General features: G+C 67.0%; 13 protein-coding genes, 1 pseudogene and 1 riboswitch. Of the genes and pseudogenes, 9 read left to right on the top strand and 5 right to left on the bottom strand.

Translation table 11 applies throughout. The annotated features are described in order from the left end of the window. Window positions 1-192: 192 nt before the first annotated feature. A complete protein-coding gene (locus ABWV53_RS06315; protein ID WP_353364070.1) occupies window positions 193-774 on the bottom strand; it encodes a TetR/AcrR family transcriptional regulator in 582 nt (193 codons plus the stop codon). 149 nt (window positions 775-923) lie between these two features. On the opposite strand from ABWV53_RS06315, the gene ABWV53_RS06310 reads away from it, so the two are divergent. Further along, on the top strand, window positions 924-1,883 hold the full coding sequence (locus ABWV53_RS06310; protein WP_353364068.1) for an amidase: 960 nt from the start codon (window positions 924-926) through the stop codon (window positions 1,881-1,883). Further along, the gene (locus tag ABWV53_RS06305) at window positions 1,847-2,332 is read left to right on the top strand and encodes an amidase family protein (RefSeq protein WP_353364066.1); all 486 of its coding nucleotides are present in this window, start codon (window positions 1,847-1,849) and stop codon (window positions 2,330-2,332) included. The genes ABWV53_RS06310 and ABWV53_RS06305 overlap by 37 nt, the downstream gene beginning before the upstream one ends. Window positions 2,333-2,430: 98 nt before the next feature. Here the strand turns inward: ABWV53_RS06305 and ABWV53_RS06300 are convergent, their stop codons facing one another. Continuing rightward, the gene (locus tag ABWV53_RS06300; RefSeq protein ID WP_353364064.1) at window positions 2,431-2,664 is read right to left on the bottom strand and encodes a BPTI domain-containing protein; all 234 of its coding nucleotides are present in this window, start codon (window positions 2,662-2,664) and stop codon (window positions 2,431-2,433) included. A 167-nt stretch (window positions 2,665-2,831) separates the two neighbouring features. On the opposite strand from ABWV53_RS06300, the gene ABWV53_RS06295 reads away from it, so the two are divergent. Beyond that, complete coding sequence (locus tag ABWV53_RS06295) at window positions 2,832-4,223, top strand: aminotransferase-like domain-containing protein (RefSeq protein WP_353364062.1); 1,392 nt, start codon at window positions 2,832-2,834, stop codon at window positions 4,221-4,223. Here ABWV53_RS06295 and ABWV53_RS06290 read toward each other — a convergent pair. Beyond that, complete coding sequence (locus ABWV53_RS06290; RefSeq protein ID WP_353364312.1) at window positions 4,218-5,144, bottom strand: LysR family transcriptional regulator; 927 nt, start codon at window positions 5,142-5,144, stop codon at window positions 4,218-4,220. The genes ABWV53_RS06295 and ABWV53_RS06290 overlap by 6 nt on opposite strands. 195 nt (window positions 5,145-5,339) lie before the next feature. On the opposite strand from ABWV53_RS06290, the gene ABWV53_RS06285 reads away from it, so the two are divergent. After that, a complete protein-coding gene (locus ABWV53_RS06285) occupies window positions 5,340-6,251 on the top strand; it encodes an amino acid ABC transporter substrate-binding protein (protein WP_353364060.1) in 912 nt (303 codons plus the stop codon). Window positions 6,252-6,265: 14 nt separating this feature from the next. Continuing rightward, the gene (locus ABWV53_RS06280; RefSeq protein ID WP_353364058.1) at window positions 6,266-7,636 is read left to right on the top strand and encodes an aminotransferase class V-fold PLP-dependent enzyme; all 1,371 of its coding nucleotides are present in this window, start codon (window positions 6,266-6,268) and stop codon (window positions 7,634-7,636) included. Between the two features lie 221 nt (window positions 7,637-7,857). Here ABWV53_RS06280 and ABWV53_RS06275 read toward each other — a convergent pair. Further along, window positions 7,858-8,520, bottom strand: a pseudogene (locus ABWV53_RS06275) (cysteine dioxygenase family protein). 177 nt (window positions 8,521-8,697) lie between these two features. Between ABWV53_RS06275 and ABWV53_RS06270 the strand changes: the two are divergent. Next, window positions 8,698-9,468 (top strand): hypothetical protein, encoded by a 771-nt coding sequence (locus ABWV53_RS06270; protein ID WP_353364054.1) that lies wholly within the window; start codon window positions 8,698-8,700, stop codon window positions 9,466-9,468. 24 nt (window positions 9,469-9,492) lie between these two features. On the opposite strand, the gene ABWV53_RS06265 is transcribed toward ABWV53_RS06270, so the two are convergent. Continuing rightward, window positions 9,493-10,242, bottom strand: coding sequence for a hypothetical protein (locus ABWV53_RS06265; protein WP_353364052.1), 750 nt, complete (start codon window positions 10,240-10,242; stop codon window positions 9,493-9,495). A gap of 116 nt (window positions 10,243-10,358) precedes the next feature. Between ABWV53_RS06265 and ABWV53_RS06260 the strand changes: the two genes are divergently transcribed. From ABWV53_RS06260 to ABWV53_RS06250, 3 genes are all read left to right on the top strand, one after another. Beyond that, complete coding sequence (locus ABWV53_RS06260) at window positions 10,359-10,598, top strand: helix-turn-helix domain-containing protein (RefSeq protein WP_353364050.1); 240 nt, start codon at window positions 10,359-10,361, stop codon at window positions 10,596-10,598. 18 nt (window positions 10,599-10,616) lie between these two features. Further along, window positions 10,617-10,698: riboswitch (S-adenosyl-L-homocysteine riboswitch) on the top strand. A gap of 36 nt (window positions 10,699-10,734) precedes the next feature. Next, entirely contained in the window at window positions 10,735-13,473 is a 2,739-nt protein-coding gene (metH, locus tag ABWV53_RS06255; RefSeq protein ID WP_353364047.1) for a methionine synthase, read from the top strand. A 161-nt stretch (window positions 13,474-13,634) separates the two neighbouring features. Then, window positions 13,635-14,324 (top strand): NYN domain-containing protein, encoded by a 690-nt coding sequence (locus ABWV53_RS06250; RefSeq protein ID WP_353364045.1) that lies wholly within the window; start codon window positions 13,635-13,637, stop codon window positions 14,322-14,324. The last annotated feature ends 227 nt before the right edge of the window (window positions 14,325-14,551 follow it).

Raw genomic sequence — 14,551 nt, 5'->3', positions numbered from 1 at the left:
TTTCTTTCCATCGCCCGGCAACCTTCGCCACGCTTCGATCGCTGCACTGAGCGCCACTCTGGAAGCACGCCCGGTCGCTGGCTGACCCAGCCCTCGATGGCTGGCGTGACCCACTGCGGGTGACTCTGCACTGGATTCTTTGACATCGAAGTACGGATTCTCGAAGCGTATCGGGAGGTCGGCCCGCGTCGCCTATTCCGCAGATGCCGGACCTTCCCCGAACAGCCCTGCCGCACGATAGCTGTCGATCATCGCGTCAAACAGCGTGATGTCGGCTCGGCTGCGCGCGACCAGCTGCGCACCGGCAACCGCCGCGAAGACCGCTCGGGCTCGCGCCTCGCCTTCATGCTCCGCGACCGCCCCGGCATCCACCAGCGTTCGTTGGAGCCACCCAATGTTGATGTCGGCAAACGCCTGAACTTCCGTCTTGACCACGTCAGGCAGGTCGTCGTATTCCGCGGCCATGAAGCTGCACAGACAAAGGCGATTTCCGTTGGCCAGAGATCTGCGGAATTCGTTGGGGTACTCGTACAGGCTGCGTTGCGGATTGCCTGAAGTGGTGCGCAAATCCTCCAGCGACAGTGCACTGTCCTCCCAGTACCGGCGTGCCACAGCCGCGCCGAGGTCCGCTTTGGTCGGAAAGTGGTAGTGGATGCTCGCACTCTTGATACCCACAGCCGTGGCCAGGTCGCGGAAGTTCAAGCCTGCATAGCCATGGAGCTGTGCGGTCTGCTTCGCCGCAGCGAGGATGGATTCCCGCGAGTTGGTCGCCAAAACATTTCTCCTTCTTCAATGCCGGGGGCCTCAGTTGGAGAGACCCGGTTCGACTATTGTAATTTTTCTACCACCTGATAGATAGATGTTGACGCGTCAGCCGGCCGCACATACGATAAGTTTTCTACCAACTGATAGATAGTCTTCTTATGAACTCCGAACTGACCCGTTACGACGCCACCCGGCTGGCCGAACTCATCCGCACCCGCGAGGTGTCTTCCGTCGAGGTCGTGCAAGCGCATCTTGACCGCATAGGCGCCGTCGACTCCCAAGTCAATGCCATCGTGACGATTGACGAGAGTGCGCTTGCGGCCGCAAAGGAAGCGGATAAAGCCATTGGTGCGGGCCGGGAGGTGGGGCCGCTCCATGGCGTTCCGTTCACCGTGAAGGATTCGATCGACACCGCTGGCGTCGCCACGCAGCGAGGCTCACCGATCTTCAAGGGCCGCACGCCCGACACCGACGCGGTCAGCGTCGCCCGCATGAAGAAGGCCGGAGGCGTGCTGCTCGCCAAGACGAACCTTCCTGAGTTCTCGTACTGGATCGAAAGCGACAACCTCCTCTGCGGCCGCACCAACAATCCCTGGGATCTCACCCGGACGCCAGGCGGCTCCAGCGGGGGCGAATCTGCCGCCATCGCTGCCGGTATGTCACCTATCGGGCTTGGCACTGACCTCGCGATCTCTGTCCGGGGCCCCGCGGCGCAAACGGGTATCTCGTCGCTGAAGGCGACGCATGGCCGCGTGCCCATGACCGGCATCTGGCCGCGCGCTCCCCGCCGCTTCTGGCACGTAGGCCCCATGGCGCGCAGCATCCGTGACCTGACGCTCGCGTTCTCCCAACTGAGCGGTCCGGACGGCCAGGACGCCTTTGCGACCAGCACCGCCGCCTTCGACGCGGGCATGGGCCGTCAGCCGGGTCGCCCATTGCGGGTGGGCTGGATGACCGGCCCCGGCTTCGGGCCGGTGGATGCCGAAGTGCGCGCGACCGTGGCATCCGCAGCGGACGCCTTGAGAGGCCTGGGCATGCACGTGGAAGAAGTGGGTATCCGGCACTCGAAAGGGACTTCGCTTTGGACATCTTCAACCGCCTGCATGTCATGGAGATGAAGCCCGCCTTTGAAGAAGCGACCCGGGGTCGTGGGTCCGAAGATCTCTACCTCATGGCCAAAACCATGCTGGGCTTGCCTGACACGTCGATGGAGGATTACATCGATGCGGAGCAGGGGGCCGAGCGGCTGCGCGATGGCTATGCGGACTACTTCACGAAGTTCGATGTCCTGTTGACCCATGTGCTGCCGACACCAGCCCACCCACACGGTGTGGCGGAATTCGTGATCGATGGCCAGAGGGTGGATGCAACCTACCTTCAAGGCGCCACCGTTCCGCTGAACGTGACGGGTTTGCCGGGCATCTCGATGCGGTTCGGCACCAGCAAGGACAACATGCCGATCAACGTGCAATTGGTCGGGAGCTGGATGGCGGAGTCAACGATCTTGCACGTCGCATCGCTCCTGGAAACCGTGAGCCAGGTGCGTGACCTGCATCCGACGCTCTGAGCGAGCAGGTGGTGCGGTACAGGCTGGCGGCAGGCCATGGCCTTCTCGCACCTACCATCCGAGCCACGGAGCATCCGAGCCGTGTGCTTCTGTGGCCTTCAAGGCAGCGTCAAATCCATACCCAGATGCTTGGCCAGCGCGAACGTCAGCCACAACAGCAGCGCGAGCGCGACGAGGAACACGACTCCCAGCTTTGCCGCCGTGACGAGCAGGGCGCGCTTGTCCGTGTGCTTCTTGTCCTGGTCGTAATGCCATTTGACGGCGAAGAACATGCAGGTGCCGAAGACGAGCACCTTGAACGTCACAAAGACTACCGGGATCCAGTCGATCATGGGGTGGGACACCTTGTTGTGCGCGGCAATGAACGCTGCGGCGAAGCGGACGCCCAGGCCAGGAATGCGAAGCGGGAGGGCGCCGCTGCGGTTTCGTGACATGGTACGGAGAGGCAAGATCCATACATTGCCAGACAACGACGCCAGCCACCTGTCCGCCCACCCCCATGCAAGACGACCGCCCGCCCTTCTGGCTGCCGACACTGGCCGCGCACCGCGGCCCCCGCTTCCTGCAGATCGCCGATGCATTGCAGGCGGCCGTGGAGAGCGGGGCGCTGCGGCCGGGCGACCGGCTGCCGCCGCAGCGCCAGCTGGCGCTGCAGCTGGGCGTGGACCTGACGACCATCACCCGCGCCTACGACGAGGCCCGGCGTCGCCAGTTGCTGGAGGGGCGGGGCGCCCACGGCAGCTACGTTGCCGCGCCCCGGTTCGAGCGGGGCTTGCTGCTGGACCTGAGCATGAACATTCCGCCGCCGCCGGAGGGCGTGGACTTCGACGCGCTGGTGCGGGAAGGTCTGTCGCAAGTGCTGCGGGGGGCGGACAGCGCCCAGCTGATGACCTACCAGCTGGGCGGCGGCAGCAAGGCCGACCGCCGCGCCGGGGCGCAGTGGCTGCGCCCCATGCTGGGCACGGTGGATGAGGGACAGGTGGTCGTCTGCCCCGGTGCGCAGGCGGCCATTGCCGCGCTGATGCTGGCGCTGACGGAGCCGGGCGACGTGATCCTGGCGGAGCCCTTCGGCTACCCCGGCCTGATGGCCGCAGCAGCCCAGCTGGGACGCCATGTCGAGCCGGTGCCCGCAGACGCGCACGGCATGCTGCCCGACCGGCTGGAGCAGGCCTGCCGCCAGCACCGGCCTGGGCTGGTGTACCTGAACCCGACGCTGCAGAACCCGACCGCCGTCACCATGCCGCAGGCCCGGCGCCTGGCCCTGGCCAGCGTCGCCCGGCGCTGCCAGGTGCGCATCGTTGAGGACGACCCGTACTGGCTGCTGGCCCATGACCCGCCGCCGCCCATCGCCACCTTCGCACCCGAACAGGTGGTGTATCTCTCGACCCTGTCGAAGTGCCTGACGCCAGGCCTGCGCGTGGCCTTCGTGCTGCTGAGCGACCCGCAAGAGCGCGACCGCTTTCTGACCGCCCTCAGGTCCTTCGCGCCAATGGCCCCGCCGTTGACCGCCGCCCTGGCGACGCAGTGGATTCTCGATGGTTCAGCCGCCCGGCTTGCGGCGAGTGTGCGCCGGGAGGCGCGCCTGCGCCACCGGATGGCGGGCGACGTGCTGGCGGGGCGCTACGGCGGTGCCGGCGACGGCCTGCATGCCTGGCTGGAACTGCCGGGCTACTGGAATTCTTTCCAACTGGCCGAGGCCTGCCGCTGCCAGGGCATCGCGGTCATGCCGGCGGAAGCGTTCACTGCCGGTAGCGGGGTGGGGGAGTCGAATGCCATCCGTATCTCTCTGGGCAGCGTGCAGGACCGTGGGCGGCTGCAAGCCGCGCTGCGCACGCTGTCCGATCTGGTGGCCCGAAGGCCCGGACTGCTTCAGGCCCCCTTACCGTCATGACGCCGCCCCCTCCACCCCCACCTGAAACACCCGCGTGAAGTCGCAGCACGACTGCGCCAGCATGATGACCGACCCCACCAGCGCGCTGCGCTGGTCGCCCCGCACCATCGCCACGTAGGGCACGGGCGGCAGGGGTGGCTGCACGTCGATTTCGGCCAGCATGCCGGCGGCAACGAGGGGCGCCAGGCAGTGGCGAGGCAGGTAGCTCACCCCCAGGCCGGACACGGTGAGCCCGGCCAGAGCGATCAGGTTGCTGACCACCAGGGTGTCCGCCGGCTCCACGCCGCGCTCGCGCAGCCAGGCGTCGTAGAGGCGCCCGGTGCCCGAGGCATTGCCCTGCACCAGCAGGCGGTGGGCCGCCAGGTCGTGCAGGCGCACCGGGCGGCCCCGGGGCGGCGCGGGCACCAGGCCGGGCCGGCACATCCAGGCGCTTTCGACCTGGCCCACGGGCCGGGTGGGCAGGCGGCTGTCGGCAAAGGCGTCGGGCACGATGATGACATCCAGCGCGTCGGCCAGCAGCTTGTCGCGCAGCGGCAGGCTGCCGTCCACGTCGGGCTCCAGCGTGACCTTGGGGTAGTGCTCGCGCACCAGCCCCACCAGGCGCGGCAGCCAGGTCATGGCGGTGAGCTCGGTCACGCCGATGCGCAGGCGCCGCTCGATCACCTCGGGCTTGCCGAACTGCTCCACCGCCGCGTCGCGCTCGCGCAGCAGCTTGCGCGCCAGCATGAACATCTCCTCGCCTTTTTCGGTCAGCCGGGCGGTGCGCTGGCTGCGGTCGAAGAGGGCGGTGTCGAAGGCCTGTTCCAGCTCGTGCACCCGCTTGGAGATGGCCGACTGGGTGGTGTGCAGCTTGCGGGCGGCGGGCGCGAAGCCGCCCAGCTGGGCGATCCAGTAGAGGGCTTCGAGCTGCTTGTAGGTCATCATGGCGGTGTTGAACAGATCGCTTTTGCTCATGCGATTCGAGCACAAAAAATCGCTTTTTGAAACGTTGGCCGACTTCCACAATGGACTGCATCCACCCCGTGCGCTCCCCTCGCGGCGCACGGACTTCACTTCACGCCACCGGCCCCCCTGTCGCATCGTTGCCATCGCTGGCCTCCACCGGAGTTTCGTGCCATGACCTCCCGCCGTCTTGCTTCCACCACCCTCGCCGCCCTGCTGGGCGCCTGCCTGCTGGGCACCGCCACCGCGCAGCCGCAGGAGATCGACACCCTGGCGCGCATCAAGCAGACCGGCGTCATCACCATCGGCAGCCGCGACAGCTCGATTCCGTTTTCGTACACACCCAAGGGCGGCAGCGAGCCGGTGGGCTTTTCCAACGACATCTGCCTGAAGGTCGTCGATGCGATCAAGGCCAAGCTGGGCCTGCCGGCGCTGCGGGTGCAGTACACGCTGCTCAATTCGCTCAACCGCATTCCGCTGATGCAGAACGGCACGGTGGACCTGGACTGCGCCACCACCACCAATTCGGTCGTGCGCCAGCAGCAGGTGGCGTTCGCGCCCAGCCATTTCGTGGCGGGCATCACCGTGGCGGTGAAGAAGGACTCGGGCATCAATTCGCTGGCCGACCTGGCCGGCAAGACGGTGGCCACCGTGTCGGGCAGCACTTCGGTGCAGCTGCTGCGCACCTTCAAGCGGGCCGAGGCGATGGAAGTGCGCGAGATCAGCGGCAAGGACACGGCCGACGCCTTCCTGCTGCTGGCCAACGGCCGCGCCGACGCCTATGTGCTGGACGACGTGCAGCTGGCCGGCCTGATCGCCACGTCGCCCAACCCCGGCGACTACCGCATGCTGCGCGACGTGGTGCTGCGCCAGGAGCCCTACGGGATCATGATGCGCAAGAACGACCCGCAGTTCGAGGCGGTGGTGGACGAGGCCGTCACGCAGCTGATGAAGAGCGGCGAGATGGAGCGGCTCTACGCGCGCTGGTTCACCCAGCCGATTCCGCCGGCCAACGTGAACCTGAACTTCCCCATGACGGATGCCGTGCGCGAGGCCTTCCGCAACCCCAGCAAGAAGGGCGTGTGATGGCGGCGACCGGCATGTTGGCGGCCCGCTACCCGCAGGGCCTGCTGTTCCGCGAGGCGGTGATGCGCCAGGTGCAAGAACGCTTCCTGCAGGTGGACCACGACCACGCGGGGCGCCCGCGCATCTACTTCGACAACGCGGGCGGCTCGTTCCGCCTGAAGGCGGCGGTGGAACGCTTCGCGCAGATCGACGCGGTGCCCGACAACACCGAGCGCATCCACCCCGTGGCGCGCGAGCTGCAGGCCATCCAGGCCGCCGGCACCGACGACCTGCGCATGATGCTCAACGCCCAGGGCGGCAGCGTGCACGCGGCGCTCACCGCATCGGGCGCCATGTTCGAGATGGTGCGCGCCATCGCGCTGAACGTGCCGGGCACCAACCTGGTCACCACGGTGCTGGAGCACCCGTCTTCGTATGACGCGATGGAGCGCTACGCTGCCGAGACAGGGCGCGAGCTGCGCGTGGCGCCCAGCAACCCGGCCACCGGCGGGGTGGACGTGGACGCCGTCGTGCGGCTGGTGGATGAAGGCACGACGCTGCTGAACGTGATCTACGCCTCCAACATCTCCGGCGCCAAGCTGGACCTGGAGCGCATCGTGGCCGCGGCCCGCGCCATCAAGCCCGACCTCTACATCGTGGTGGATGCCGTGCAGCACGCGCCGCACGGGCTGATCGACCTGCAAAAGACGCCGGTGGACGGCATCAACATCGCGCCCTACAAGTTCTTTGGCTGCCGGGGCTCGGGCCTGGCGTGGCTGTCTCAGCGTGCGGCCGCGCTGCCGCACCACAAGCTGTCGGCCAAGCCGGAAGGCTTCTGGGACCTGGGCAGCTCGTCGCCCTGGCAGTTCGCCGTGGTGACCGAGATCGCCGACTACGTCTGCTGGCTGGGCAGACAGGCGCTGCAGGAACTGCCGGAGCCGGCAACCGCCGGCGATGCCGCCGAGCCCTCGCGCCGGGCCCTGTTCGCGGCCGGCATCGAACGCATCATGCTGCACGAGCGGGCCCTGCTCGCGCGCCTGCTGGACGGCGACGGCGCGGCCCGCCCCGGCCTGCGCCGCATGCCCGGCGTGCAGGTGTTCCTGGACCACCCGGACCTGACGCTGCGCGATCTGATCATCGCCATCGGCATCGACGGTGTGGACTGCACGCAGGCCGTGCACGAATACGGCCTGCGCGGCGTGACGGTGTACGAGCGCAGCGTGGCGAGCCTCTATTCGCGGCGCATGCTCGAATCGTTCGGCCTCTCGGGCGCGGTGCGCGTGTCGCCGCTGCACTGCCATACGGCCAGCGATGTGGACGCCTTCCTGCGCGTGACCGAGGAGATCGTGCGGGCGCGGCATGAAGCGCCTCGCTTTGGATCAAATCAGGCTGCAGCGCTTTTGTAATAAGCGCATCATGCTATGAATTAAATAGCAACTTGCCTGCGCGCCCGCTGGCCACCGTCTCAGACGATGTGAATGAATCCGGCGCGCCCGAGCGGGCCGCACCAACGCGTCCCGTCAAGGCGCAAAGCGCAGCCATGGCTCGGGCTATGGCGAGCATTTGCAACGCCGAGGGGGCGTGTTTTTGCGGTGCGAGCGGGCATGGCGGGTTCTTTCGCACCTTCTTAGCCCGCCGGCTGGCTGGCGCGGAAGTAGGCCGCGTTGTAGTTCTTCACTTCCCCCGTGTCCGCATCGAAGGCCAGCCGTTAGGTCAGCGTCTCCAGCGGCTGGCCGTACAGGTGGAAGTGCAGCGTGGGCTCGGTGCCCACCACCGCGATGCTGTGGATGTCGTCGCCCAGGAAGGCGATGGGCGTGCCGGGCTGCACGGTCACTTCGCTGGCCAGCTGGATCCGTGCGCGGGCCGGGTCGCTGCGGTCGTCGGTGCGCTCATAGAGGCGGTTCACTTCCTGGCCCCGCACCGCCACGATCACGGCCCAGGTGGTGTGGTTGTGCGGCGCGGTGGTCTTGCCGGGGTTGATGGCGTTGAGATAGAGCGCCAGGCCCGCATCGCCGTCCTCGGGGTTGAGCCGGTAGCGGGTGGAGGCGCCCACGCCTTCGGTCACGGCGGGCGGGGGAAAGTCGGCATGGGTGAACAGCTCGTCGTGGGCGGCCAGCTGCTCCAGCCGCGCCGCGATGGCGCCGAGCGTGTCGCGGCCTGGCGGGGTGTCCGCCGCCAGCAGGCGCCGCACGTCGGCCAGTGCGGCAGCGACGGCCTGGCGGCGCTGCCCGGCCCGCGTCGCCGCGGGGAGCGAAGCGGTGGCGGCGCTGGTGAAGGGAATACCGGTCATGCAGGAGCCTCCGAACGAATGGTGAACCGGACAAGGCGGCAATGCGGGCGGTCGCACGCCGGGCCGGGAGCGGTGGTCGCCCGCAACGCATCACCGCGCCGGGCCATTATTCAACGATTCTTAGCCGCCCGGCCCCTGGGCACGGCCCGCCGGGCACCTGCCGATAATGCGGCGCTCATGCCGTCCACGCCACCCCTGCTGTCCCGCCGACACTGCCTGCTGTGGCAGGGCTGCGCGCTGGCCGGCCCGCTGCTGGCCGGCTGCGGCACGCCCGCGACCACCACGCGCGGCGAGGTGCAGGCGGCCGCCGTCTCGCCCACCGAGCTGGCCCAGTCCGACGTGAACCGCATGGCGACCATCGCCATGCGCGCCAACCTGGACAGCCTCTACCTGCTGATGGACAAGCTCTACCGCCGCAACCCGGCCGAGTGGCGCAAGGGGCTGGAGCCGGGCCAATTGCCCGGGCGCATCCTGGCGGGGCAGCGCGTGCGCGACGCCGTCGAGCAGCGCACGCCCTGGCCGGCGCTGCAGGGCCGGCGCGACATCGCCGCCCTGGCGCTGGCGCTCGGCTCCGAATTCACGGGCGACCGGGTGGCGGCGGTCATCTGCGCCACGGCCGACATGATCATCACCGCGCACGGCGGCAAGACCGAATTCTTCCTGATCGACAGCCTGGACGCGCAGCACCTCTACAACGCCGCGCGCAACGTGGAAAGCGCCGTGTGGCTCATCGCCCAGCGCCGGGGCGCCGATGGCCGCCCGCTGCTGCTGGCCGACGAGATCGGCCCCGATGGCCGCAACCTGAGCTTCGAGCGCGAGTTCGGCAAGATCATCGCCCGGCTCGACCTGCTGGCCGGCGTGGTGGCCGAGAAGCTGCGCCGCGCGGCCATCAGCTACGTGCAGGGGCTGGTGGGCGGCACCTTCCTGCAGTTCCTGCCGGTGCGCTGACGGCGCTGCCCCCCCCGCAGCGCCTTACTTCTTGCCGGTGAAGATGAAGCCCGCGGTCTGCGAGGGCAACAGACCCAGCGCGAGAAGGTTGCCGCTGTCTGCATAGGCCACTCCCGACACACTGGCCCCATCGCCCAGCGCGCAGGACGCTCCGGAGAACGTGACCCGCAGGTCGAAGACATTCTTTCCGCTGGCGCGTGGCACCACGGAGCCGCTTGCCGTACACCCCAGTGAGGGCGGCGAGGACACGGCGCCCATGGCGGAAATGGTGACCGACAGCGCCTGTACCGGCGCGCCGGTCGCCACACCGGAACCGGTGTATGTACCGGCCAGGGTGGCCAGTGATGCTGGCTGATCGTAGGCAGCGCTGTAAGCCCCTTGCACACTGACGCCCGTAGGCAGCCGGAACTGGATGGCGCTGCGTGCCGCATAGGTGCCGGTGTAGCTGGACGCCGCCACCGTTCGGGAGACCAGATTGAACTCGTGACCCGTACCCGTCAGCGCACCGTTCGAAGAAGCGGTGCTGCCATGCAGGGCGCCGTACAACGAGCCGTTCTGTCCAAAGACGCCCCAAGTTTCCCCGTTCTCCAGCACGGCCACGCTGACGTCGTAGCCGGTAGATGACTTGCCGCTCCAAAAACCCTCGGCGCTGGTGGCCGGCGTGACCGGAGCCGGCGAGGGGGATGCATCGCTGCCACCACCACCACCGCCGCCGCCGCCGCAAGCAGTCAGAACCGATGCGGCCGCCAGAACATATCCTGCACATAGACGCATATCAACCCTCTCAGTTTGTCAGTGCGGGTGGTGGGAGACCACCCTGTCGATCCCGCGCGCATGGTAACGCAAATAGTCGGAAACGGACTATCCACAATCGGCGTAAAGCATCCAGCGTGCCGACCACGATCTACCACCCCCGCTACCAGACTCTTCGAGCGGGATTGAGCGCGATGCGCAAGCAGGCCGGGCTCTCGCAGGTCCAGTTAGCCGAGCGGCTCGGGGTGGGGCAGTCGTTCGTCTCCAAGGTCGAGCGCGGGGAGAGCTACGTGGACGTGATGCTCTTCGTCGACTGGTGCCAGGCCTGCGACATCGCCAGCGCGGGGCAGGCACTGGACCGCCTGACGGGCAGGTGAGTCGGTAGAATCCGCGCTCCTCCCAAGGAGCGTTGCAGCGGTCCCACCCCCGACCGTCAGGCTTGGGAAATTCGACGACCTGCAACGACGCTCACCTGTTGTTCCCGCCCCCGAACCGATTGCACAGGTGAGCCTGATGTCCGCTGTTTCCGTCCCTCCCATGAAGCTGTCCGGCCTGGAGCCTGTCTCCATCGGCGAAGGCACGCTGTTCGTCAACATCGGCGAGCGCACCAACGTCACCGGCTCTAAGGCCTTCGCCCGCATGATCCTCAACGGCCAGTACGAAGAGGCCCTGGCCGTGGCGCGCCAGCAGGTGGAGAACGGCGCCCAGGTGATCGACATCAACATGGACGAGGCCATGCTCGACAGCCGCGCGGCCATGGTGCGCTTCCTGCAGCTGATCGCCTCCGAGCCGGACATCGCCCGCGTGCCGATCATGGTGGACAGCTCCAAGTGGGACGTGATCGAGGCCGGGCTGCGCTGCATCCAGGGCAAGGGCATCGTCAACTCCATCTCCATGAAGGAGGGCGTGGAGAAGTTCAAGCACGAGGCGCGCCTCGTGAAGCGCTACGGCGCCGCTGCCGTGGTGATGGCCTTCGACGAGGTGGGCCAGGCCGACACCTTCGCGCGCAAGATCGAGATCTGCGAGCGCGCCTACCGCGTGCTGGTCGATGAAGTGGGCTTTCCGCCCGAGGACATCATCTTCGACCCCAACATCTTCGCGGTGGCGACGGGCATTGAGGAGCACAACAACTACGCCGTCGATTTCATCGAGGCCACGCGCTGGATCAAGCAGAACCTGCCGGGCGCCAAGGTGTCGGGCGGCGTGTCGAACGTATCGTTCAGCTTCCGCGGCAACGACCCGGTGCGGGAAGCCATCCACACCGTGTTCCTCTACCACGCCATCGCCGCCGGCATGGACATGGGCATCGTCAACGCCGGCATGGTGGGCGTGTACGACGACCTGGAGCCCACCCTGCGCGAGCGCGTGGAGGACGTGGTGCTGAACCGCCGCCCCGATGCCGGCGAGCGGCTGGTGGAGATCGCCGAGACGGCCAGGAGCGGCGCCAAGGACGAGAGCAAGAAGCTCGAATGGCGCGGCATGCCCGAGCAGCCCAAGACCGTGGGCGAGCGCCTGTCGCACGCGCTGGTGCACGGCATCACCGACTTCATCGTGGAAGACACGGAAGAGGCCTATCGGGAGATCCTCGCCAAGGGCGGCCGCCCGCTGCACGTGATCGAAGGCCCGCTGATGGACGGCATGAACGTGGTGGGCGATTTGTTCGGCGCGGGCAAGATGTTCCTGCCCCAGGTGGTGAAGAGCGCGCGCGTGATGAAGTCCGCCGTGGCGCACCTGATCCCCTACATCGAGGAAGAAAAGCGCCAGGACGAACTGGCCGGCCGCGACGTGCGCAGCAAAGGCAAGATCGTCATCGCCACCGTGAAGGGCGACGTGCACGACATCGGCAAGAACATCGTCACCGTGGTCCTGCAGTGCAACAACTTCGAGGTGGTGAACATGGGCGTGATGGTGCCCTGCCACGAGATCCTCGCGCGCGCCAAGGTCGAGGGTGCGGACATCGTGGGCCTGTCGGGCCTGATCACGCCCAGCCTGGAAGAGATGCAGTACGTGGCCGGCGAGATGCAGAAGGACGACCATTTCCGCATCAAGAAGATTCCGCTCCTGATCGGCGGCGCGACCTGCTCGCGCGTGCACACCGCCGTCAAGATCGCGCCGCACTACGAAGGCCCCGTCGTCTACGTGCCCGATGCCTCGCGCAGCGTGAGCGTGGCGCAGAGCCTGCTGGGCGACGGCGTGGACAGCTACGTGCAGGAGCTGAACGCCGACTACGACAAGGTGCGCACCCAGCACGCCAACAAGAAGCAGACCCCGCTCTGGCCGCTGGCCAAGGTGCGAGCCAACAAGACGCCCGTCGACTGGGCGGCGTTCAAGCCCACCGTGCCGCGTGCGCTGGGCCGCCGCGTGTTCAAAAATTTCGACCTGGCCGAACTGGCCCGCTACATCGACTGGGGCCCGTTCTTCCAGACCTGGGACCTGGCGGGGCCGTACCCCGCCATCCTGACCGACGAGGTGGTGGGCGTGGAGGCCATGCGCGTGTTCGCCGACGGCCAGGCCATGCTGAAGAAGATCATCGAGGGCCGCTGGCTCAGCGCCAGCGGCGTGATGGCGCTGCTGCCCGCCAACACCGTGAACGACGACGACATCGAGTTCTACACCGACGAGACGCGCACCGAAGTCGCCATGACCTGGTATGGCCTGCGCCAGCAGGCCGAGAAGCACACCATCGACGGCGTGACGCGCCCGAGCCGGTGCCTGGCCGACTTCGTCGCCCCCAGGGAGAGCGGCATCGCCGACTACGCGGGCCTCTTCGCCGTGACCGCCGGGCTGGGCGTGGAGAAGAAGGAAAAAGCCTTCATCGACGCGCTGGACGACTATTCGGCCATCCTGTTCAAGAGCCTGGCCGACCGCCTGGCCGAAGCCTTCGCCGAATGCCTGCACCAGCGCGTGCGCACCGACCTCTGGGGGTATGCGGCGGGCGAGGCGCTCACCAACGACGAGATGATCGCCGAGCGCTACAGCGGCATCCGCCCCGCGCCCGGCTACCCGGCCTGCCCCGACCACAGCGCCAAGACAGACCTCTTCCGCGTGCTGCAGTGCGACGAGATCGGCATGACGCTGACGGAAAGCCTGGCCATGATGCCGGCCGCCAGCGTGAGCGGCTTCTACCTGGGCCACCCGGAGAGCGCCTACTTCAACGTCGGCAAGATCGGCGAAGACCAGCTGCACGACATGGCCCGGCGGCGCGGCATGGAAGAAGCCGCGCTGGCGCGGCTGCTGGCGCCGAATCTCTGAACCACGTCCTTCGCAGAATGCGGACTGCCCTATCTGGATGAAAATCCGCGTTACCCGCCTTGCTATAATCAGCCCACAATCCCTTCGCCGTGTCATTCAGTTGGCTTGGCTTAGGGCGAAAAGGCCACCGCAAGGTGGCTTTTTCATTGGTGAGTACCGCCTTGACCAGAACGTCCATCTACATCGACGGCTACAACCTCTACTACTCCCGGCTCAAGGGAACACCGTACAAGTGGCTGGATGTCACGGCATTGTTTCGTGATCGCATCCTGCTGCCGCAAGACCCCGGCGCCACGGTGGTATCCATCAAATACTTCACGGCGCCAGTCAAGGCGAACTATGCCCGGCACGGAGAAGCGTCCGCTCAGGCACAGACGCAATATCTACGCGCCATCCAGGCCCGGGCGCCGGAGCTGGTGCAAGTCATCAACGGGTTTCACATCTTCGGGCCGACATCGTTGCCGAGCTATCGGGAAGGCACCGACCCGTCCAAGGATCACGTCTCACCTGTCTGGATGATCGAAGAGAAACAGACCGATGTGAATATCGCCCTGCACGCCTATCGCGATGCGGTCCGCGGCGCATGCGATCAGTTGGTGATCTGTTCCAACGACAGCGACCTGGAGCCTGCCTTGAAAATGATTTGCGAGGATGCGCCTGCTGCCAAGCTGGGGCTGGTCATGCCTTTGCGCGAGAAGGACACGGCAGAAGGCAAGGTACCCAACAAGCGACTGACGGCTCTTGCGCACTGGGTGCGCCGTCACATCCGGGACGACGAATTGGCCCAGTCGCAGCTGCCGCAGCATGTTCCAACGAAGAAGAAGCCTGCGAGCAAGCCTCTGCATTGGTAGGGCATGGCGTCCGGTCGCATTCGACGAAATTCCGCAAAGGACGAAGGCCGCGCATGTTAGGGCCTTCCGCTTGGTGCATCTCTCAGCTTGTTAGCGTCCAGAGCGGATATCCAGTGAACTGAGTGCTTGGGAATCTACCCGCCTGCGCACAGCGATGGCCGCAACCCCAAGCACGGCTCGTCGCTAGCCGTCACTCGCCGAGCTGCACGTGCCATGCGAAGGCGGCG

The sequence above is a fragment of the Acidovorax sp. FG27 genome (assembly GCF_040365715.1).
GTDB lineage: Bacteria > Pseudomonadota > Gammaproteobacteria > Burkholderiales > Burkholderiaceae_C > Paracidovorax.
The sequence above is the reverse complement of the archived record's forward strand: the minus strand, read 5'-3'. Positions and strand labels throughout refer to the sequence as shown.

Excerpts from the sequence above, each read along its gene's own strand:
- ABWV53_RS06310 (WP_353364068.1), top strand. The coding sequence starts at position 924 with ATGAACTCCGAACTGACCCGTTACGACGCCACCCGGCTGGCCGAACTC.
- ABWV53_RS06300 (WP_353364064.1), bottom strand. The coding sequence starts at position 2,664 with ATGATCGACTGGATCCCGGTAGTCTTTGTGACGTTCAAGGTGCTCGTC.
- ABWV53_RS06295 (WP_353364062.1), top strand. The coding sequence starts at position 2,832 with ATGCAAGACGACCGCCCGCCCTTCTGGCTGCCGACACTGGCCGCGCAC.
- ABWV53_RS06290 (WP_353364312.1), bottom strand. The coding sequence starts at position 5,144 with ATGACCTACAAGCAGCTCGAAGCCCTCTACTGGATCGCCCAGCTGGGC.
- ABWV53_RS06285 (WP_353364060.1), top strand. The coding sequence starts at position 5,340 with ATGACCTCCCGCCGTCTTGCTTCCACCACCCTCGCCGCCCTGCTGGGC.
- ABWV53_RS06280 (WP_353364058.1), top strand. The coding sequence starts at position 6,266 with ATGTTGGCGGCCCGCTACCCGCAGGGCCTGCTGTTCCGCGAGGCGGTG.
- ABWV53_RS06270 (WP_353364054.1), top strand. The coding sequence starts at position 8,698 with ATGCCGTCCACGCCACCCCTGCTGTCCCGCCGACACTGCCTGCTGTGG.
- ABWV53_RS06265 (WP_353364052.1), bottom strand. The coding sequence starts at position 10,242 with ATGCGTCTATGTGCAGGATATGTTCTGGCGGCCGCATCGGTTCTGACT.
- metH (WP_353364047.1), top strand. The coding sequence starts at position 10,735 with ATGTCCGCTGTTTCCGTCCCTCCCATGAAGCTGTCCGGCCTGGAGCCT.